Annotated in this window: 15 protein-coding genes and 3 pseudogenes; 11 read left to right on the top strand and 7 right to left on the bottom strand. The window is 70.9% G+C overall.

The annotated features are described in order from the left end of the window. Window positions 1–158: 158 nt before the first annotated feature. The 4 genes from QQS16_RS38415 to QQS16_RS38400 form a co-directional block, all read right to left on the bottom strand. Entirely contained in the window at window positions 159–1007 is an 849-nt protein-coding gene (locus QQS16_RS38415; protein ID WP_286067211.1) for a carbohydrate ABC transporter permease, read from the bottom strand. Window positions 1008–1010: 3 nt separating this feature from the next. Then, window positions 1011–2009, bottom strand: coding sequence for a carbohydrate ABC transporter permease (locus QQS16_RS38410; RefSeq protein ID WP_353479744.1), 999 nt, complete (start codon window positions 2007–2009; stop codon window positions 1011–1013). A 63-nt stretch (window positions 2010–2072) separates the two neighbouring features. Further along, window positions 2073–3413 carry an ABC transporter substrate-binding protein gene (locus QQS16_RS38405; RefSeq protein ID WP_286067209.1) on the bottom strand — a complete coding sequence of 447 codons (1341 nt, stop codon included), beginning with the start codon at window positions 3411–3413 and terminating at the stop codon, window positions 2073–2075. A gap of 75 nt (window positions 3414–3488) precedes the next feature. Further along, the gene (locus QQS16_RS38400; protein WP_286067208.1) at window positions 3489–4511 is read right to left on the bottom strand and encodes a LacI family DNA-binding transcriptional regulator; all 1023 of its coding nucleotides are present in this window, start codon (window positions 4509–4511) and stop codon (window positions 3489–3491) included. 181 nt (window positions 4512–4692) lie between these two features. On the opposite strand from QQS16_RS38400, the gene QQS16_RS38395 reads away from it, so the two are divergent. The 4 genes and pseudogenes from QQS16_RS38395 to QQS16_RS38380 all read left to right on the top strand — a co-directional run. Beyond that, window positions 4693–6042 (top strand): glycoside hydrolase family protein, encoded by a 1350-nt coding sequence (locus tag QQS16_RS38395; RefSeq protein WP_286067207.1) that lies wholly within the window; start codon window positions 4693–4695, stop codon window positions 6040–6042. A 91-nt stretch (window positions 6043–6133) separates the two neighbouring features. Beyond that, a complete protein-coding gene (locus QQS16_RS38390) occupies window positions 6134–6874 on the top strand; it encodes a class I SAM-dependent DNA methyltransferase (RefSeq protein WP_286067206.1) in 741 nt (246 codons plus the stop codon). A 550-nt stretch (window positions 6875–7424) separates the two neighbouring features. Further along, window positions 7425–7916 (top strand): annotated as a pseudogene (locus QQS16_RS38385) (response regulator transcription factor); the annotation flags it as partial. A 29-nt stretch (window positions 7917–7945) separates the two neighbouring features. Continuing rightward, a pseudogene (locus tag QQS16_RS38380) lies at window positions 7946–8161 on the top strand (sensor histidine kinase); the annotation flags it as partial. Window positions 8162–8253: 92 nt separating this feature from the next. On the opposite strand, the gene QQS16_RS38375 reads toward QQS16_RS38380, so the two are convergent. After that, window positions 8254–9651, bottom strand: a complete 1398-nt coding sequence (locus QQS16_RS38375; RefSeq protein ID WP_286067205.1) for an erythromycin esterase family protein — start codon at window positions 9649–9651, stop codon at window positions 8254–8256. 600 nt (window positions 9652–10251) lie between these two features. Here QQS16_RS38375 and QQS16_RS38365 point away from each other — a divergent pair. The 3 genes from QQS16_RS38365 (at window position 10252) to QQS16_RS38355 (ending at window position 14244) form a co-directional block, all read left to right on the top strand. Then, window positions 10252–11181: a hypothetical protein gene (locus QQS16_RS38365; protein WP_502963962.1), complete on the top strand. Its 930-nt coding sequence runs from the start codon at window positions 10252–10254 to the stop codon at window positions 11179–11181. 2 nt (window positions 11182–11183) lie between these two features. Continuing rightward, window positions 11184–12290, top strand: a complete 1107-nt coding sequence (locus QQS16_RS38360) for a hypothetical protein (protein ID WP_286067203.1) — start codon at window positions 11184–11186, stop codon at window positions 12288–12290. A 409-nt stretch (window positions 12291–12699) separates the two neighbouring features. After that, on the top strand, window positions 12700–14244 hold the full coding sequence (locus tag QQS16_RS38355) for a fused MFS/spermidine synthase (protein ID WP_502963961.1): 1545 nt from the start codon (window positions 12700–12702) through the stop codon (window positions 14242–14244). A 39-nt stretch (window positions 14245–14283) separates the two neighbouring features. Here the strand turns inward: QQS16_RS38355 and QQS16_RS38350 are convergent, their stop codons facing one another. Next, the gene (locus tag QQS16_RS38350) at window positions 14284–15402 is read right to left on the bottom strand and encodes an ABC transporter substrate-binding protein (RefSeq protein ID WP_286067202.1); all 1119 of its coding nucleotides are present in this window, start codon (window positions 15400–15402) and stop codon (window positions 14284–14286) included. A 240-nt stretch (window positions 15403–15642) separates the two neighbouring features. On the opposite strand from QQS16_RS38350, the gene QQS16_RS38345 reads away from it, so the two are divergent. Then, a complete protein-coding gene (locus QQS16_RS38345; RefSeq protein WP_286067201.1) occupies window positions 15643–16509 on the top strand; it encodes an ATP-grasp domain-containing protein in 867 nt (288 codons plus the stop codon). A 371-nt stretch (window positions 16510–16880) separates the two neighbouring features. After that, entirely contained in the window at window positions 16881–18269 is a 1389-nt protein-coding gene (locus QQS16_RS38340) for an RICIN domain-containing protein (RefSeq protein ID WP_286067200.1), read from the top strand. A gap of 58 nt (window positions 18270–18327) precedes the next feature. Here the strand turns inward: QQS16_RS38340 and QQS16_RS38335 are convergent. Further along, window positions 18328–18420, bottom strand: a pseudogene (locus QQS16_RS38335) (type I methionyl aminopeptidase); the annotation flags it as partial. A gap of 161 nt (window positions 18421–18581) precedes the next feature. Here QQS16_RS38335 and QQS16_RS38330 point away from each other — a divergent pair. Together QQS16_RS38330 and QQS16_RS38325 are read left to right on the top strand one after the other, a co-directional pair. Further along, window positions 18582–19187, top strand: a complete 606-nt coding sequence (locus tag QQS16_RS38330) for an RNA polymerase sigma factor (RefSeq protein ID WP_286068117.1) — start codon at window positions 18582–18584, stop codon at window positions 19185–19187. Next, window positions 19184–20245: a CU044_5270 family protein gene (locus tag QQS16_RS38325; protein ID WP_286067198.1), complete on the top strand. Its 1062-nt coding sequence runs from the start codon at window positions 19184–19186 to the stop codon at window positions 20243–20245. Before QQS16_RS38330 ends, QQS16_RS38325 begins: the two co-directional genes overlap by 4 nt. The last annotated feature ends 440 nt before the right edge of the window (window positions 20246–20685 follow it).

Genomic DNA, 20685 nt, shown 5'->3' with positions numbered 1-20685 from the left:
CGCGGTGACCTACCCGATTTCCGGCGTCGGCCAGGAGATCGACTCGCCTGAAGACCGCACCTGAAGCAGGCCGCCCGGGGGAGCCGCCGAGGCGGATGAGCCGGCCCAGGCGGCCGAGGCGGCCCAGGCGGCCGAGGCGGAGAGTCGGCCGCTCTCGCTCAGCCCTTGACGGCGGAACTGGCCACACCTTGGACGAACCAGCGTTGGAAGAAGGCGAAGACCACCAGGACGGGCAGGACCAGGAGGACGCCGAAGGCGAGGATCTGTCCCCAGTCCGCGGGCTGCTGACCCTGGAAGACGCTCATCTCCAGCGGCAGCGGGCGGACCGACGGGTCGGAGACCATCAGCACCGGCCACAGGAACGAGCCCCACTGGATGAGGAAGGTCAGGATCGCCACGGAGGCGAAGGCCGGCTTCGACATCGGGATGATGATCGCGAAGAAGGTGCGCCAGGGACCCGCGCCGTCGATCCGAGCCGCTTCCTCGATGCTCGGCGGGATCGTGCGGAAGAACGTGTGGAACTGGTAGACCGAGAAGGCGTTGGCGATGAACGGGAGCGCCAGGATGGGGAGGGTGTCGCGCTGGTCGTTGAACATGTAGAAGAGCGGCACGGCCACCGACTCGAACGGGACCAGCATCAGCAGCAGGACGAGCGTGAAGACCGCTTCCCGGCCACGCCACTTCAGCCGCGAGAGCCCGTACGCGGCCATCGAGTTGACGAACAGTCCGCCGGTCACCACCACGAACGCCAGCAGCAGTGAGACGCCCATGAAGCGCCAGAAGTAGCCGGTGCTGTCGGAGTTGAGGCTGTCGAGGACGGCGGAGTAGTTGTCGAAGGACAGGTTGGTCGGGAGGAAGCCGGACAGGCCGTCGAGGACCTCGTCGGACGGCTTGAGACTGCCCAGGAACAGGTAGATCACGGGCAGTACGAAGACGAAGGCCAGCACGCTGAGTACGGCGTAGTCCATGAAGCGGCGCAGGGGCGTAGGGGTGGTGGTCGCGCTCATGGATCAGTCCTCGTTTGCGGGCCGGACGACGCGGCGCTGGATGAGCGTCAGGACGACGACGATCAGGAAGAAGACGACGGTGATCGCGGACGCCTGGCCGATGTTGTTCTGGTCGAAGGCGGTGGTGACGGCCTGGTACATCACCGTGCGGGTGGCGTCCTCGTCCAGGCCGCCGCCGCGGACGAGGACGTAGACCTGGTCGAAGACCCGGAAGGAGAGCACCGAGGTGAGCATCGCGACGAAGACCAGGGTGCCGCGGATGCCGGGCAGGGTGACGTGGCGGAACTGCTGCCAGCGCCCGGCGCGGTCGAGCTCGGCGGCTTCGTACAGCTCACCCGGGATCTGCTGGAGTCCGGCGAGGAGGATGACCATCTGGAAGCCGACGCCCTGCCAGACGGACAGCACGATGATCGAGGCCATCGCGGTGGCGCCGTCACCGAGCCAGTCGAAGGCGCCCCAGTTGCCGAGACTGACCGCGTCCAGCGCCGAGTTGAGCATGCCCTGGTCGCTGCGGGCCAGGATCAGGCGCCAGATCACGGCGACCAGTGCCATCGGGAAGACCACCGGCAGGAAGAACAGGGACCGGAACACTCCGATCGCTTTGAGCTTGCGGTTCAGCAGGATCGCCAGGGCCAGCGCCAGGGCCGTCTGCACCGGTACGACGACCACGGCGAAGGTCAGGTTGTTCAGCAGGGCCCGCAGGAACGGGCCCGACAGGTCCGGGTCGGTGAACAGCCGCCGGTACTGCTCCAGGCCGAAGAAGGTGGGCTCCAGCGGCGAGCCGAGGCGGACGTTGTAGAAGGAGAGCACCACGGCGTAGCCGAACGGCACACCGACGAAGACGATGAGTCCGACGACGGCCGGGGCGGACATGAGGAGTCCGTGCGGCCAGTCGCGGTTCTTGCGGCCCGGCCGTGCCGGTCGCGCCGACGCTGCGGGTTTCACGGATGGGTCCTGCTCCTGGCCGGGCGGCGCGGCGGGCGCGGGTTCCACGAATGTCACGGGAAGGTCCTGTTCCCGGCGGGGCGGGCGTGCTGTGAGCGGGCCCGCCCCGGCCGATGGGTCCTACGGGATCTGATAGCCGGCGTTGTCGGAGAAGTCCCGGTCGATGGCGCGTGCGGCCTTCTCCAGGGCGCTCTTGGGGTCGGCGCCGCCGTAGACGGAGTTCAGGGCCTCGCTGAACTTCGACGTGATCACGGGGTAGCCGGCGGTCACCGGGCGGGTCACGGCGACACAGGACTTCGTGATGTCGCTGTCGCCGCACGGCTTGGCGAGCTGGTCGGCGTAGAGCTGGAGCGGGCCGCCCTGCTTGTAGAGGCTGCTCTTCGCGAGCGCGGTCCTGGTGGCGGGGACCGCCCCGTTGGCCGTCGTCATCGCCGTGACGTTGGCGTCGTCCAGGAGGGTGTCCAGGAACGCGCCGGCGGCCTTGGCGTTCTTGGTGTCGGCGCCGATGCCCCAGGCCCACGACCCCTGGCCGGTCTTGGGGCCGTTGCCGAAGTCGGGCAGCGGCAGCACCACCAGATCGTCACCGAGGGCCTCGCTGTACGCGGGGTACATCCAGTGCCCGACCCAGCTCAGCGCGACCCGGCCCTTGGCGAAGGCGTTGCCGTCGGTGTTCGGATCGACGGAGGTCTTCCAGGACTGGAAGGTCTTCATGGCCGAGACCACGGCCGGGGTGTCGAGGGCGCCTTCCGCCTTGCCGTCCTTGAGCAGGGAACCGCCGGCGGACCACACGATCGGGGCGAAGCCGTAGGTGCCCCACTCGTTGGCGTAACCGCCGCTCTCCTGAAGGTCGAGGGTCTTGCCGTCGGCGTCCTTGGCCTTCAGCGCCTTGAGCGCGGCCGTGAACTCCTCGGCGGTCCAGGCGTCGGACAGGCCGGTCGGGTACGTCACGCCGGCCGCGTCGAGCAGCTTCTTGTTGCCGTAGATCCCGAGCCCGGAGTCGAACATGCCCAGGCCGTAGTGCTTGCCGTCGACCTCGCCCTGCGCCTTGTTCGCGTCGGTGGCGTTGTCCATGGTCCTGGCGGAGACGTACGTGTCGATCGGCGCGAGCTTCTTGTTGTAGACGAAGTTGGCCATCGTCGGGCCGTCGAACTCCATCACGTCCGGCAGCTCGGCGGCGTCGGTGGCGGTGATGGTCTTGGTGTAGTCGGCCTCGGGTATCAGCTTCAGGTCGACCTTGATCTCGCTCTGCGAGGAGTTGAAGGACTTCACGGCGTTCTGCAGCGCGCTGGTCTCGTTCTTCTGGCCCTGGTGGGCCCAGACGCTGATGGTGCCCTTGCCGCTTCCGGCCTCGGCGGAGGCGTCGGTACCGCCGCCCGAGCCGCAGGCGGCCAGCGCCACCAGGGGGACGAGGGCCAGGCCCGTACGGGCCGTGCGACGGTACTTTCTGCTGGTCGGACTCATGGCTGTGCCTCCGTGCTGTGGCGAGGGTGGGAAGTGGCGGCGTGCTTTCAGGCTGTGAGGGTGGCGTTCGGGGGGTTACTGCGGTCCGCGTGGGCGCGGCGGGGCGGTGGTCTCGCGCAGGACCAGGCGGATGGGCATCTGCACCTGCTCGGCCGGTGGTTCGGTACCGGGCTCGTCCAGCTGACGCAGCAGCAGCCGGGCGGCCTCGGCGCCCTGCTCGGCGACCGGCTGGGCGACGGTGGTCAGGCCGACCACGTCGGCGAGTTCGTGGTCGTCGAAGCCGACGACGGAGACGTCCTCCGGTACTTTCAGCCGGTGACGCCGCAGCGCGCGCAGGGCGCCCATCGCCATCTCGTCGGACTGCGCGAACACGGCCGTCGGCGGCCGGGAGACGGCCAGCAGCTCGGTCATGGCCCGCTCGCCGCCCTCGACGGTGTAGTCACCGTCCGCCTCCAGGGCCGCATCGTGTGCGATCCCGGCGTCGGCCAGGACGTCCAGGTAGGCGTTGCGCCGCTCGACGGGGGTGGTCCAGTGCAGCGGCCCGCTGGCCCCGCTGATCATGCCGATCCGGCGGTGGCCGAGGTTCACCAGATGCCGTACGGCGCTCTCGGTGCCGGCCCGGTCGTCGATGCCGACGACGGTGAAGCCGGGCCGGGTGCCGCCGACCGTGGTGGCCAGCGGCACCCCCAGTGAGCGCAACGCGGCCGACTCCTCCTCGTCGGGGATGAGCAGCGACAGCACGGCGTCCACCCGCTTGCGGACCGGCAGCTTGGTGAAGAAGCGCTTGCGTGTCTCCGGTGAGCCCAGGTTGTACAGCAGTACGTCGTACCCGGCGGCGCTGAACTCGCGCTCGGCGGCGTCCAGCACGGTGCCGAAGAACCAGCGGCCCACGTACGGGACGAGGACTCCGATGGTGAAGGTGCGGCCGCTGGCCAGGCTGGAGGCGGACCGTGAGGCGGTGTAGCCGAGCCGGGCGGCGACGGCCGCGATCTGCGTCCGCACCTCCTCGGAGACCCCCGGCCGTCCGCGCAGCGCGCGGGACACGGTGGACGCCGAGACTCCGGCGGCGCGGGCGACATCGGTGATGCTGGCCGTCACGGCGCATTCCTCCCGTTGGTTTCACATCGGTGTGATCTGTGGGTGACGTGACCGTAAACCCGCCCACCTTGTTGCGCAAGCGTTTGCGTTCATATTTACTTGGGCCGATCCTCAAGAGACCTTTTTGTTATCGAGCGTCAGCGCACACGTTTGGGCGCTGTGGAGCCGACAGGAACTGTGCATGCGATACGCCCCGCCCGGCCTCTGCGTGAACGACTTCGCCCTGCTGCGCGACAAGGACGGCACGTACGCGGTGCTGCACCTCCAGGGGCCCTGGACGCCGGAGTTCGACCATCTGCGGATGGAGACCTCGTACGGCCGGGCCACCTCCCCCGACCTGGTCCACTGGCAGCCCCAGGGCACCGCCTTCGGCAACGGCCTGCCCGGCCGTTTCGACCAGCAGGCCGTGTGGACCATGCACCCCGTCTCGCACGGCGCCGGCATGGCGATGTTCTACACCGGCGTCTCCGGTCTCACGCCGGGCGGCTGGCCGCTCCAGTCGGTCGGGCTGGCGTACTCCGACCGCACCGACGGCACGGCCTGGCGGCGCCACGGGACCGGGCCGGTCGCCGAGGCGGACCCGCGCTGGTACCGCACCGGTGAACGCATGGGCTGGCGTGACCCGTTCGTCGTCCGCGACGACGCGTCGGACGGCTGGGTCATGGTCGTCTGCGCCAGCGACGCCTCCCTCCCGGTGGAGGTCAGCGGCTGCGTCGCCTGGGCCACCTCCGAAGACCTGGAGCACTGGACCGTCCAGCCGCCGCTCGTCTCCCCCGGTGACGCCGACGAGTTGGAGTGCCCGGTACTGGAACGCCTCGACGACGGCAGCTGGCTGCTTCTCGGCTCCATCGGCGCCACCCGCGGCTTCGACGCGTGGACCGCCCCGAGCCTGCGCGGCCCCTGGACCCGGCGCGGCCCGCTCGGACCCGGCGGCGCCTACGCCCCTCGGGTGATCGCCGCGCCCGACGGCTCCCGCGTCGTGCTGCACACCACCCCCCGCCGGGTCGGCCTCAGCGACACCGGCGAACGCTGCCGCGGCATGCTGGCCCAGCCGAAGTCGCTGGTGACGGACGGCGATTCGGCTCCCCGCCTGGAGTGGTGGCCCGGTCTGGACGCCTGGCTCGGCGAGGAGACCGACCGCCCCGCCCTGCACGCGGTCGGCGACATCGGCGTCACCGGGACGGTCGAGATCACCCTGCGCACGGACACCCCGGGCGGCGACCGTTCCGCCCTCTCCGTCGGCTGCGACGGCAAGAACCTCCGGATCACCGGCCCGGACGGCATCCCGCTCGGCGAGACCGTGCTGACCGAGCCCGCCACCACCCTGCGCGTCCTCACCATCGGCGAGTACGTCGAGGTCTACGCCGACAACGTCTTCGTCCTCACCACCCTCTGCTACTCCGGGCACCCCACGCCATGGACCGCCGTCACCGAAGGGCGCGCACGCCCCGTCCCCGTCCGCCCGGTCCGGCTGCCCACCCCGCACCGCGACGACGCCTCCGCCGTCTGGCCCGGCCCGCCGCCGCGCTGACCCCGACTCCCGCGGGGGACTCCCGATATGCCCGTCGGTGCACGACAAAACAAGTCGACAGCGCCTCTCGTCACCGGCAGAGTGGCCGCCCGTGACGAGCAGTGAACTGTGGACCCGTGCGACCGCCGACCGTTACGACGCCGAGGAGACCGAGCTCTCCTCGGCTGCCGTCCTCGGACCGACTCTCGACTTCCTCGCCGAACTCGCCGGAGACGGCCGGGCGCTGGAGTTCGCCATCGGAACAGGACGCGTGGGCGTCCCCCTCCGCGAACGCGGCGTGCCGGTCGTGGGCATCGAACTGTCCGAGCACATGGCGGCGGTCCTGCGGAACAAGATCGAGGAGAGCGAGCTGCCGGTGACCATCGGGGACATGGCCACCACCGTGGTCCCCGGCGAGTTCACCCTGGTCTATCTCGTGTACAACACCATCTCGAACCTGCTCACGCAGGACGAGCAGGTCGAGTGCTTCCGCAACGCCGCACGGCATCTGGAGCCCGGCGGCCGATTCGTCATCGAGCTGGGCGTGCCACCGCTGCGGTTCCTGCCGCCCGGCCAGGCAGCGGTGCCGTTCGACGTCTCCGAGGACCATCTCGGTTTCGACACCTTCGACCTGGTCGAGCAGATACTCGTCTCGCACCACGTCACCCGCGACGGCGACGACGGCCGCCACCGCCGCGACAGCTCCCGGCACCGGTACGCCTGGCCGGCCGAACTCGACCTGATGGCCCGGATCGCCGGGCTCGAACGGGAACGTCGCGTCGCGGACTGGGACGGAACACCGTTCACCCAGGACTCCACGAAGCACATCTCCGTGTGGCGCAAGCCGGCCTGAGGCGGGCACCCCGCTCTCGGCGCAAGCCGGCCTGAGGCGCGGCCACCCGCTCTCGGCGCAAGCCGTGCCCGGCTCGACGACCCGCGCCCAGAACGAGGTCTGCTCGTAGACCGCGACCTGTCCGCGCCCACCGGCGGCTCGGCCGACCCGACGCAGCCGTGCGCCAGTCCCCCGATGCCGGAGATCCCGTGTATCGCGGGCGTATCGAAATCCGGATACGCCACCGCAACGGCCCTCCGACTCCAATGGGGGCATGAACTCCAAGGCACCCCTGTCAGCATCCCCTCGCCGCACACGGGGGATCGTGCTTCTCGGCCTGGCGGTCCTCGGCCTGGCGAGCGCCGTGTTCGTCCTGCGGCGGCCGCTCACGATGGCGGCTCCCGTGTGCATGGCCGGGCGGTGGCACGGGTGCTACGACACGTTCAATGGTGTGGTGCTCATGACGCTGGTCACGATGCCGTTGGCCGCGCTGGTGGTGTGGGCGCTGGCGCTCCGTCGGCGTGCCGCCGGCGGCACGTCGGCGTGGCGGACGTCGGTGGCAGAGGTGGGCATGGTCCACGGGACGGTACTGCGGCTGGAGGCGATCGCCGCCGACATCGCCGGCGACGGCGACTCGGCCCTGGAGCTGCTCAGTGTCAACTCCTACGACCTCGCGGTCCTCGACCGCGACATCCCGGGCCCCTCCGGCGACGAGGTCGCCCGGCGCATCGTCGCCTCCGGGAGCGGCATGCCGATCCTCATGCTCACCGCGGCCGACCGGATCGACGACAAGGCGTCCGGGTTCGGGCTCGGCGCCGACGACTACCTCACCAAACCGTTCGAGCTGCGGGAACTCGTCCTGCGGCTGCGGGCACTCGACCGCAGACGCGCCTACGCCCGGCCCCCGGTCCGCGAGATCGCGGGCCTGCGGCTGGACCCCTTCCGCCGGGAGGTCTTCCGCGACGGACGCTATGTCGCGTTCACCCGCAAGCAGTTCGCCGTGCTGGACGTCCTCGTCGCCGCCGAGGGCGGGGTCGTCAGCGCCGAAGAGCTGCTGGAACGCACGGCGACACGAGCGTGATCCAGGTCTAGAACACGGGCCGCCGGCTCCCACCGGAACTGGTACCGACCCTGACCGAACCCTTCCAGCGGGGAACGGAACGGGTACGCACCGACGAACACGCCGGCGTCGGGCTCGGCCTGGCCATCGTGCACAGCGTCGTCCGCGCGCACGACGGGAAGCTCGACCTCGTCCCCCGCCCCGCCGGCGGCCTGGTCGTCACGGTCCGGCTTCCCGGCACGCCGTAGGCGTCGTCCCCGACCGGGCCCACTGAATTGCAGAGCCGCCGGCGAGCGAGCCGGCGTCGGCTCCGGCGGTGTGCCGGACGTCGACGATCGGATCAGGAGCTGCCCAGGTACGTGGTGGCTTCGACGTCGTTCAGGTGGATGAGGACGTCGTGTGCCTGGCCGAGGGCGGTCCTGTACTCCACGGGGTCGGGCCACCCGGCGCCGATGTTCCACGTGACGCGCGCCGTGTCCAGCCAGGCGCGTGCGGGACGGGGAGCTGTGCGCAGGTCGAGGATGTAGTCGTCCTGGCGGGCCTTGTCCAGGGTGTGTTCGTTGGAGCCCGGCTTCGCGGCACCCACACGGTAGGTGCGGATCACGTTGTCCTCGGTACCGAACGCCTTGAAGGCACCCTGGTGGAAGCTGAAGCCGATGCTGACGTAGTCCTTGCCCGACGCGTCGCGCAGGAACGCTCCTTGCGTCTTGGGATACCGCGTGTCGAACGACTGGTAGGACACATGGGTGTTGTGCGCCGACACCAGGACGCGGTCGCCGGTGTGCCTGTGCCACCAGGCCACGTTCTCGGCCATCACCTGGTCGCGGCGCTTCATCATCTGCGCGATCTGCGCCTCGTCGTCGAAGTCGAAGGACATGCCCCCGGCCATCTGGTGAATGGCCCTGGCGTGCTGCACCATCCACAGGTGATCCCGTCCGTCGGTCCCTGCGGCGAGGCGCTGTCGCCGCAGCAGCTCGTACACCTCCCGGGTCCGCTGCGCCCGCTCCTTGCGCTCGGCCAGCGGCAGCCTGACGTACTCCTCGCCGAACGTGCCGGCGTCGGTGGTGGGCGCCAGGCCGCGGTACAGCTCGGTCACGCGCTCCAGCAACCGGGGGTGCTCACGGGCCACATGGCCGGTCACCCGCGCGTACAGCTCCGGCCCGGCGTAACCCATGTCGTTGCCCATGAATCGCACCGGGTCGTCGGGGTGCTCGCGGTTGTACTCCCGCATCCACTCGATGAGGCCCAGGTAGTCCGCGTTGTTCCAGATACGGTACGCACCCTGGAACTCCTCCCGCGCTATGTCCCGCAGGTCGCCCTTGCCCTCCAGCACGTACTCGTCGAGCCGCACCCCACTGCTCCAGGCGAGCTCCAGGGAGAAGGACCGGAAGCCCTTCTCCTCGACCAGGTAGCGGAAGACCCGGTGCTTCATGCGGAAGAAGTCCCGCGAACCGTGAGTCGCCTCGCCCAGCCCCACCACCTTCGCGTCGTCGACCATGCGGCCCAGCGAGTTCAGGTCCCGGAGACTGCCCTGGGGATCGGTGCTCCTCAGTGGGTGAGCACTGCGCTCGATGGCGGCGACCACGCTGTCCACGTGCCGCCCGGAGGCCGGCGCCTTCGGCACCGAGACCGAGGCGGGTGACTCCCGCATCGTGTCCCCGGCGGCCGGAGTGGCACCTGCCACGGCACCGAGGGAGAGGAGGACCGAGGGAAGGATCACTGTCCTGGATCGCGTCATGGCTTCAGGTTCCCGTGCGCACAGGTGACGTCACCAACCCCTACGCTGCCCACCTCCGGGTACGGCAGGCACTACTGTCGTCCAGGTGGCACGACGGTCGGTCTGGTAGCCGGCCGTACCGGCGAACTCGGGGAAGTCCGCGGTGTGGTCGAACCGCGGGCTGGTGTGCTGGAGCAGCCGCCGTACGGTGCCGGCGCTGCCGTTGCTTGCCGTTGCCGCTGCCGGACACGACCGCGGGCAGCCGGCGTTCTACGGTGTCGTCCAGCGACAGGCGTCCCTCGCCGACGAGTCGCGGCGCCACCGTGGAGACGGACGTCCTGCCGGCGCCGGCGATCTGGACCGGTCACCGGGGCGTGCGACGTCGCCCGTGGAGGCACCGTCACGGTGAGTCCGGACGGAGCCGTGTTCGGCCGGATGCCGTCTGTTCACGGGTGGGTGAACGCCCATAGCCTGTGCGCCCTTCGCGTTGTAGGGGGTCTCGTGAACGGTCTCCGTGCGGTTGTTGTCTGCCTTGTGCTCGCGTGTGCGGCGGTGGTGTCGCCGGCTGCGGCTGTCACGCCGAGCTGGTCGGCGCTGCCGGTGCCGGCGGCGGCTCCGCCGGTGACCGTCACCGATCTCGGCGCCCGCGGGCGGGGCGAGGCGTGGGCGACGGGCTATGAGCGTGCCGCCGATGGGCTGCGGCCGATGCTGTACCGGTGGAACGGCACGGCGTGGAGCCGGGACACGACCTTCCCCGGCGCCGATGAGCCCGGCTGGCTCGGCGAGGTGGAGCTGGTCGGCGACGAGGTGTGGATCTTCCACAACCGCCAGGGAGCGGGAGAGATCCTGCGCCGGTCGGCGGGAGCGTGGAGTACCGTCCCGCTGCCGCAGACCCTGCACGTCTACCAGGACTTCGCCGCGGTACCGGGTGCCGCGTGGGTGGTCGGTGAGGACGACACCGGGCTGAAGGTGTTGCACTACGACGGTTCCGGCTGGACCACGCAGTCCGCCCCGGAGGGTGTGCTGTTCCTGATGGGGGTCACCGCGCGCACCGCCACCGACGCCTGGGCCTGGGGGGACACCACGACCGGGAGCGCCGTGCTGCGCTGGGACGGCACGGCGTGGCGCGACGCACAGGTGGCACTGCCGCCGAACAGCAACGTACACACGATCGTGCTCGAACCGTCCGGCCGGGTCACGGTCGGCGGCAGCCAGTACAACGACGGCGTGCCCCGCACCTGTCTGACGACCGGGAACGGACGCGCCTGGCGCACCACCTATCCACCGCTGGGCAACAACCACACCGAGGGCATGGTGAGCGGCCCGGACGGCGCGCTGTGGCTGCCGGTGACCAGCGACCGCGCGTTCCAGTCGAAGTACGCGCGGGTGGACGGTCCCCGCACCACCTTCTCCTACGGCCCGGAGCGCACGAACGCGATCGACGTCACCCCGCGTGCGCTGGCCAGGGCCGGGTCCGCACTGCTGTCCTTCGGGACCGTCGAGATCTACCGCTCGAAACCGAACCTGATGAGCGAGCGGCTGGGAGGCTGACCATGGTACGCAGACTTCTCGTCGCGCTCGTCGCCGTCGCCATGACCATGGTGACCGTCATGGCCTCGGCCGCGGCGGACACCCTGTCCTGGCAGCACGTTCCGGTCCCGGCGCAGCTACGTCCACAGGCCGGGCTCCACGAGGCCGTGGCGTTCGGGCCGGACCGGGCGTGGGCAGTGGGTGCCGACGCCGTCGGCCGCCAGGCGCCGGGATTCCCGCTGATGTTGCGCTGGGACGGAACCGCGTGGCAGCGCCAGAGTCTGCCCGAGGTCGGCTGGCAGGGAGAGCTGCTGTCCATCGCCGCGACCTCACCGACCGCCGGCTGGGCGGTCGGCCGTGACGCGGCGGGCGGCGCCCGCCTGCTCCGCTTCGACGGCAGCGCCTGGTCCGAAAGCCGGCCGCCGCGCGGCGTCGTGCTGACCAAGGTCGTCGCCGGTGGCGGTGAGACCTGGCTGATCGGTTCGCGGGACGGCGCGCAGGCACTGCTGCGCTGGGACGGGCGCGGCTGGCGGGACCTGCCGGTGCCACCGGGGGCCGTGTTCGGTCTGCACATCCTGGCGGCCGACGACGTCTGGGCCGCGGGCGCCACCAACGCGGGTGCGGCCGTGTCGCACTGGGACGGGCAGGCGTGGCAGCAGACGATCGTGGACGGATACCCGCGCTCGACCGTGAGCAGTGTGCTGGCGGTCTCCCGGACGGAGGTGTGGGCGGGTGGCACGGCCGGGTTCATCGGCGGTCCTGTGGGGCGGCCGATTCCGCCGCTGCTGGTCCGCTGGGACGGTCAGGCGTGGAGCCGGGTGACCGTGCCCGCCGACTTCGGCTCGGTCAGCTCCCTGGCGCCCACCACGTCCGGCGCGCTGGGCTGGGTATCCGTGGAGCGCTCACAGAACAGGGACCCGGACAGCTTCCCGCCGCTCGTCCCCGGGCCGGACTTCCTCTCCTGGAACGGAACGTCGTTCACCGAGTACAGCGAACCGGCGGTGGCCGGGGAGGGTGAGTCCTCGGCGCTACAGCTGGCACCGGTCCCGGGCACGGACACGGTGTGGTCGGTCGGTCGGGCCGACAGCCCCGAGGGCACCTTCGCCCCCCGCGTCCTGCGCTTCGGCTGAGAGGACCCACAGGGTTCGTCCGCTTCGGTGGAGTACAGACGCGTCACGGTGCGCCCGGCCCGGCACGCGGAGGTGTGCCGGGGCGGGCCATCGCGGCCATCGCCGTCCCGGTCCGTCCCGGTGCCCGGCTCACCGGCCCCATCTGCGCGCCGTCGTCTCCGCGGTCGCCGCCCGCTCCGGTGCGGCGAGGGCTTTCTCACCCCCACCGCCCCTCCGACCTGCTCCTCCTGCCCCGCTCCCGGTGCCGGGACCACCTCGCCGCCGGCGCCCTGGCCCACCTCACGACCCGGACGAACCGCCGCTCAGCACCCCTGATGGCGATCACGAACCTCCGTGCTCAGCAGTCCGGGTCGAGGTGACCGGCGGCTTCTCTCAACCAGCTCCTGTCTGTCAAGAGTTGCGTGCGAGGATGTCGCCCGTGACCGGATCGTCTTCCTCACGTGCGGCCGAGGGCATGCCTCCCGGCCACGGCCTGGGTTCCCGGGCCGCGGCCCTGCTTGTGTTCGGGTCCTCGGCCGCGGTCCTGGTGGTCGAGATCGTCGCCCTGCGCCTGCTGGCTCCCTATCTCGGCCTCACCCTCGAGACCAGCACGATGGTGATCGGCATCGCGCTCACCGCGATCGCCGTCGGCTCCTGGCTGGGCGGGCGCATCGCCGACCAGGTCGATCCACGCCGGCTCATAGGTCCCTCACTCGGGGTGTCGGGGGCGGTCGTGGCGCTCACCCCCGCCGTGCTGCGGACCACCGCCGAGTGGGCGCCGGCGATGCTCCTGCTGATCGCGGCGCTGACCATCCTGGTGCCGGGCGCGCTGCTCTCCGCGGTGACGCCGATGGTGACCAAGTTGCGGCTCACCAGCCTCGCCGAGACCGGAACGGTGGTCGGCCGGCTGTCCGGCGTCGGCACCGTCGGCGCCATCGTCGGCACCGTCCTCACCGGCTTCGTCCTCGTGTCGCGGTTGCCGGTCAGCGGCATCCTGATCGGCCTGGGAACACTGCTGGTGGTCGGCGCGGCGCTGATCGAGTGGCGAACCCGCGGGTGGCGCGGCACCCTTGTCCTCGCACCCGTGGTCCTTGCCGGCGGCCTCGCCACCCTCGTCGCGCCCGGTGGCTGCGACACGGAGACCAGGTACCACTGCGCGCGGGTCGTCGCGGATCCCGACCGGGCCAGTGGCCGCACACTCGTTCTGGACGGCTTGCGGCACTCCTACGTCGACCTCGACGACCCGACCTTCCTGGAGTTCACGTATGTGCGCGCCATCGCGTCGGTGGTCGACGCCGCCTTTCCCGAAGGTGAGCCCCTGGCCGCCTATCACCTGGGAGGCGGCGGACTGACCTTTCCCCGGTATCTCGCTGCAACGCGCCCGGGGACGCGCAGCCTTGTGTCCGAGATCGACAGCGGCGTCGTGGACATCAACCGCGACCGACTCGGCCTGCGACCGGAATCCGCTGTCGACGTACGCGCCGAGGACGGCAGGCTCGGCCTGCGGCGCCTGGACACCGGCAGTCGTGACCTCGTCGTCGGCGACGCCTTCGGGGGCGTCAGTGTGCCGTGGCACCTCACCACGGTGGAAGCGATGACGGACGTCCGCCGGGTGCTCAACGATGACGGCGTGTACGTCGTCAATCTCATCGATCACGGTGGCCTGGCCTTCGCACGTGCCGAAGCAGCCACCCTCAGCGAGACGTTCGAGCACGTGGCCCTCGTCGGTGACTCCACCGACATCGGCCTGGACCCGACCGCCACCCCCGAGGGCGGCAATCTGGTGCTGCTCGCCTCCGACCGGCCGGTCGACCTGCGCGCGGCCCAGGAAGCGCTGGACGCCCGGCGAACCGGCTGGAAGATCACCACCGGCGACGGCCTCACCTCCTGGATCGGCAACGCCCGACCGCTCACCGACGACTACGCCCCCGTCGACCAGCTCCTCCAGCCGTCCAGCCCACGAAGCAGTCAGTGACAGGACGTACGTCCGAGCCGCGGCACCCGCTGTGTTCCCTCAGCCGGCGTGAAGGATCCGGAAGCGACCGGGTTCCGCCGGGTCTCGATCAACGACGTGGACGGGCGTCCCGGTCCATTGCCATACGCTGATGCCCGGCGTGCGGGAGAACTCGATCCGCCCACGGCTGCCTTGGACCGCGACACGCGGCCAGGACTCGGCGGTGCGCGCCCGGTCCGTGCCGTGGGAACGCAGCACGTCGGCGAGAACGGTGATCGTGTCGTAGCCCTCGAAGGCGACGAAGGAGGGCGCCCCGGCCAGCCGCTCGCGCAAGGCCCTCTCCACTCGCGCACCGAGTGGGCCGAGGCGTTCGGGCAGGTAGCGCAGGAACGGGATCCCCGCGCCGTCGTCGCCCAGCGAGGTCGCCCATGCGGCGAACTCCGGCTGCCCGGCCGGAGCGCCCATCATGACCTCGGCGAGGCGCTGGTCGCGGCGGACGGCCTTGACGATCGACACCGCCGGCTCCGGGTGGCCGACGAGAAGGAGGAGGGCTGTCGCCCGGTGGTCGACGAGTGCGTCGCACACGGCCGCGGGGGTGAGCGCATTCATGTCGAGTTCGATGACGGTGCCGCCGCGGGGCGCCAGGTGGTCCCGCACGACGCGGGTCCCAGACGCCCAGTAGATGCTCGGCTGGGCCGCTACGGCGATACGGCTGTGGCCCGCGCCGAGGAGGAAGTCCGCGTAGACCCGCCAGCCGCGGGACTGCGGCGGGGAGAGACGCGCCACCCATTCCGTCGGCTGTTCGGTGAGGGCGTCGAGAACCGCTGACGAGCACAGGAACGGCAGGCCGAGGGCGTCGGCCCGCGCCGCAGCGGCGCGAGCGACGACGCTGTGGTACTCCCCCGCCAGGGCGGCGACGCCCAGGCGAGCCAACTCGTCCACGGCCGCCGCGGCCTTCCGCGGGTCAGCCGCGGTGTCCCGGACCACCAGCTCAAGTGGTCTCCCGGCGATTCCGCCGGTGTCATTCACCTCGCGACCGGCCAACTCGATTCCGGCGAGCAAGTGGTGGCCCGCCTCGACCCAGCCGGGCCGAGTCAGCGGAACGAGCACACCGATCCGGACGGATCCCGATCCTCCGTCAGACCGCTCCGCCTCCAGTGGCGATGGTGGCGCATGCATGCGTGGGCGTCTCCCGAGTGGCGATTCGGTTGCCGTTTGCCCGGATCACGGCCGGATCGCACAGTGAACATCAGTGGCGCCGAGAGTAACCGAGCAGAGGAGGGCCGGCTTCGGCGCCCCGTCCCGTGACCGTCAGCCGGCCCCTGGCCGAGCGGAGCCGAGCGTCAGCGCGTAGTCGTGACGTCCGGCACCGGATGCGGGAAGATCGGTGAACTCCACCCACGACCCAGGAGATGTCCCGTGCCCGTCCGCCCCCGCATCCTCTATGTCAGCGATCTCGCTTATCAGGCCCGAGGGAGGCGCTACTGCGACGAGGACATCTTCCTGTCGTCCCGGCTGCGGACGCACTTCGACACAGCCCTGTGCCACCCGCTCGACGCGGCCGCGCTGATGGACGGCTTCGACGCGGTGGTGGTCCGCAACAGCGGGCCCGTACTGCACTACCAGAAGGAGTACGACGACTTCCGGGGCCAGGCGGCAGCGCGTGGGACACGGGTCTACAACCCGCAGACCGGCCGAGCGGACATGGCGGGCAAGCAGTACCTGCTGGAGCTCTCCGCAGCCGGGTATCCCGTCATCCCCACCGTCGACCGGCGCCAGGACCTCGAACAGCTCCCGGTGAGCGACCAGTACGTGGTCAAGCCGAAGGCCGGCGCGGACTCCATCGGCCTCGACTTCGTCTCCCGCGAGAGGCTGGACGGCCTCGCCTTCGGCGACATCCTGGTCCAGCCCCGTATCGACTTCCGCTACGAGGTGTCGTTCTACTACGTCGACGCCGCCGTCCAGTACGCCCTCCACTCCCCGGACCCCGACCGCCGCTGGGTTCTCGAGCCCTACCGGCCCACCGAGGACGACCTCGCGTTCGCCCGGCGCTTCATCGACTGGAACACCCTCGATCACGGTATCCAGCGCGTGGACGCCTGCCGCACCCAGGACGGGGATCTCCTCCTGGTCGAGCTGGAGGACCTCAATCCCTATCTGTCGCTGGACCGCGTCACCGCGTCCACGCGCGACGCCTTCGTCACCGCCATGTCGGCCTCCCTCCACCGTTTCCTGGAGACAGCCCCTGTACCTGAGACGGCAAAGCCCCGTTCACCTGAACGGTAGGCCGGGACGGCCGCCCGCGGGCCGAGCCTCCAGTGGTCGAGCCCCCCGCATCGCAACTCCGGTCTCTTCTGCGGGAGTTCCACCACCTCAGAGACAGCACCGGACGCCACATCAACTACGCTGGTCCCATCCGCATAAGCCGTGTCCAGGCATCCCGGTCGAACCCGGCCCGCAGGGGGGATGCGCCGCCCGGTCACGGCTCGGTGTGGCGCGCCGTACCGTCGCAAGCATGACCAAGGGGATCTTCTTCCGCTCTCTCGCACGCTTCCACGACCACCTGACCGGCATGCACCCCCCAGGACAGCTTCCGGCGGCCGCTGACGATCCACAGGACCTTCCAAGGTGAAGCGAAAAGAAAGGCATGGAAGTACATGTCCGACCAGCAGCAGGCTTCGGGGGACTCCTCCGCCCGCAAGGCGGTAGCCGCCACACCCGACGCCGACGGCGCCGCGGCCCGTCTCACCGGCGCCGGGGAGCCTCCGGCCGCCTCCACGCCGGAAGGCGCCGACGCGGAGAAGGCCGCCAGGAACGAAGCGGCGGCCGGTGCCGATCCCCAGGAAGGGATCCGACCCCCCGCCGGGCCGAAGGGCCGGGCGGCTTCGTCGGTGGCCGGCACGGCGGCCGTCGGTCCGGCCGGCGACGCGGGCCACGCCGAGGAAGCGTCCACCGGCGAGAAGGCCGGGCACACCGGCACCGTCGAGGCGACGGCCGAGAAGGCCGACAGCGGCGACGTGAAGGCCGGCGGGGAGGAAGAGGGCAACGCAGGCAAAGCCCGGGGCGAGGACACCGCAGGCAGGGCGGAGAGGAACGGCGCGCGGGCTCTCTCCGCCGCGGCGACCACGGGGCAGCCGAGGGCCGCTGCGACCGCCGTATCCGGTGGTGGTGCCACCAGCTCCAGCGAGAGCGGGGTCGGCCGCCCCCGCAAACCGGTGCTCGCCGGTGCCGCGATCGCCGGCGCCCTCCTGATCGCCGTGCCGCTGCTGATCACCGTGGCCGACAGGGACGAGGAGAAGAAGGTCGTCGACACCGCGGCCGCCGACACGGTGCTGGACGAGGCCGACGACCCGGCAGGCGTCTTCGTCACCCAGTCGCCCTCCCCCACCCGGACCAAGCCGAAGGCGGATCCGGGGAAGAAGCAGGAGAAGGAGAAGAAGGAGGCGGGGCCCGCGTCGCCGGCCGCGGAGAAGGCCGCCGCACCCGTCACGGTACCGAGCCCCTCGCCGAGCAAGAAGGAGAAGGAGGAGAAGAAGAAGGCCGCCGTGAAGAAGGCGCCGAGCAGCCTGCCGGCGGTTCTCACGAGGGTGCTGATCAAGAACAACACCAACCGCACCTGTGTGGACGTCCCCGGGTTCACCAGCGGCTCGGCGAACGGGCCGGTGACGCACGCGACGTGCAACAGCAACACCGACGACAACCAGCTGTGGAATGTCGAGAAGCGTTACGACAAGGCCGGGCCCGGTGGCGTCCCGCTCTTCCAGATCCGCAACGTCATGGACAGCATGTGCCTGGACCTGCCCGGCTACCAGGGGGTCGGCGGTGCCACCAAGGTCACGGAGTTTCCCTGCGACGGCACCACGAGGGACAACCAGCTCTGGTGGCTGGACAAGCAGTCCGACGGAACGTTCTGGATACGTAACGCCGCCAGCAACAACCAGTGCCTGGACTCCTACGGGCCCGACGACGACACGCGCGAGCTGATCGTCTGGCCGTGCGCTCCGGAGAGCCAGAACAACCACGAGTGGACCTTCACCCGCTCCTGAACGAGCGGGGCCGCACCGGGAGACCCCGGCATCCCGCCGTTCAGCGCCTGGCAGGACGTCAGGGCAGGGTCAGGACGCGGGGGCCCTGGTCGGTGATGGCGACGGTGTGCTCGAAGTGGGCGGCCCTGCTGCCGTCGGTGGTGCGCGGGGTGACAGGGCGCACCAGCACCGCACCGAGGGCCCTTTGGCCCCCTCCCTATGCTGTGTCTCTGGACTTCTACGGCGTTTCGCTCGCACCGGTGCGTGACACAGGCCACAGGAACTCCCCCCGTGTCGCGGAGAGAAGTGGTCGTGAGGGACTCAGAAAACGATGTGCGCCGCCGTGTGCGCGAGGGGGACCGAGAGGCGTTCGCCCTGCTGTACGAGCAGTTCGCCCGCGCCGTCTACAACCACGGGCTGCGATTGACGGGCGACTGGTCGACAGCCGAAGAGATCATGTCCGAAACGTTCCTGACCGCGTGGCGGACCCGCGAGCGGGTGCAGGAGGACGGCGGCTCCCTGCTGCCCTGGCTGCTGGGCATCGCCACCCACAAGGCGGACAACGCCCGCCGGGGAGTCCGCAGACGGCAGTTGTTCCTGGCGCGCCAACCACAGCCACGTGTGGAGGAGGACTTCGCGCCTCGGACGATCGGGCGCATCGACGACGCACGGTACTTGCGTGCCGTGCAGACCGCGCTGGGACGGCTGCGGCGCCAGGAGCGGGAGGTACTGGCCCTGTGCGTGTGGTCCGGCCTGGACTACCGACAGACGGCCGAAGCACTGGGCATCGCCGTCGGAACCGTACGGTCCCGCCTTTCGCGTGCCCGCAAGAAGCTCGCTCACCTCGCGGAAGAAGACCGGGAACCGCCGACCGCCCGCGGAGAGATGACAAGTGCGGCCGCGATCGCGGCCCTGCCCGTACGGGAGGAGCTCACATGAACGACGACACCACCGGCACTTCCCCGGAGCGGCACGGCGACCGCGAGGAGATCGCCCGCCTGCTCCCGGCCCCGGCCGACTGGGACCTTCCGCGCGAGCAGCACCTTCGTCACAGGGACCTTCTGATGCACCACATCGACCACGACCAGGCCGCCCCCGCCCGGCCGGCCCGCCGACTGCTGCGGCCCGCGATCCTGGCGCCGGCGACCGCTCTGGCCCTGGCCTGCGCGGTGACCGCGGGGATCGCGCTGAACGGCGGTGACCCGGCGCCCACCGGCACCGCGTCGCACCGCGCGGCCGCGGACATGCAGCCCGCCGCCGCGCTCCTGGACCGGATCTCCGACGCCACGGAGACACGCGTCGGCCTCACGGTGCGCGACGACCAGTTCGTCTACACCAGGGAGAAGACCCGCGGGGCCGACCTGACCAGCGGGAAGGCTGTCCTCGGCCCGCTGACGGACCATGAGGTGTGGGCCGCTCAGGAGCCGGGGCCCCTGCGGAAGCTCGGCCTGGTCCGGGAGAACGGTGAGACGTTCCCCATCAATGCCGAACTCGGTGACACCGAGGGCACACCCGCCGGTATCAACCGGCCCACCTACCGCTGGCTCGGCTCGCTGCCCACCGACCCCGACAAGCTGCTGACCTATCTGTACGCCAAGACCCCGCAGGCCGATGGACGGGAACGGGACCAGGCGGTGTTCGAGCAGATCGGATCCTTGCTCGGCGGGGTGATGCCGCCCCGTACGGCCGCCGCCCTCTACCGGGCCGCGGCGAAGATCCCGGGTGTCACCCCGGCCCCCGAGGCGCGCGACGCGATCGGTCGCGAGGGCCTCGGTATCGCCCGCGACGACACGCGGTACGGCATCCGGACCGAGTGGGTCTTCGACGAGAAGGACTTCGCCTTCCTGGGCTCCCGCAGCTACCTGACCAAGGACGCCCCGTACGGAAAGGCCGGGACCCTGCTGTCCAGCGCGGCCGAGCTGGAACACGCCGTCGTCGACGAAGCCGGCCGACAGCCCACCGACGCGGAGCGGACACAGACCGAGCGCCGAAGCTGACCGTCCACTGCCGGGGGCGGTGCCGCGGCGCAGGCCGCGGCACCGCCCCAAGGGCACCCCGACCGAGCCGGCCGTGCGCCGGCTCACCTGCCTCGACCCGCACCGTCCCGCGGTCACACGCGCCGAGCGGGTATCCGGGCTGACCAGTCCGTCACGTCCGGTACCCGCCACTGCCGCGCGCACTGCTCACCTGGATCGCGCCGTGTCGTGCGCAGCGGCCCGGGCCCGGCGGCACGGACCGCTCCGCGCATCCGTGCCGCACCGACGAGCGAGCCGCCGCAGCATCACGCTGCGGCGGCTGCTTGTGACGGCCGGCCGTCGCCCGGTGAGCAGGTCGATCCGCACGGAGCAGCAACCAGCGCGCCTGTCCAGACACGTGATCGCGGACCTGCACAGCCGGCGGGTGTTCGGCTGGGAGCACAACGAGGGGACGCACCGTT

This window comes from Streptomyces sp. ALI-76-A (assembly GCF_030287445.1).
Taxonomy (GTDB): domain Bacteria; phylum Actinomycetota; class Actinomycetes; order Streptomycetales; family Streptomycetaceae; genus Streptomyces.
The sequence above is the reverse complement of the archived record's forward strand: the minus strand, read 5'-3'. Positions and strand labels throughout refer to the sequence as shown.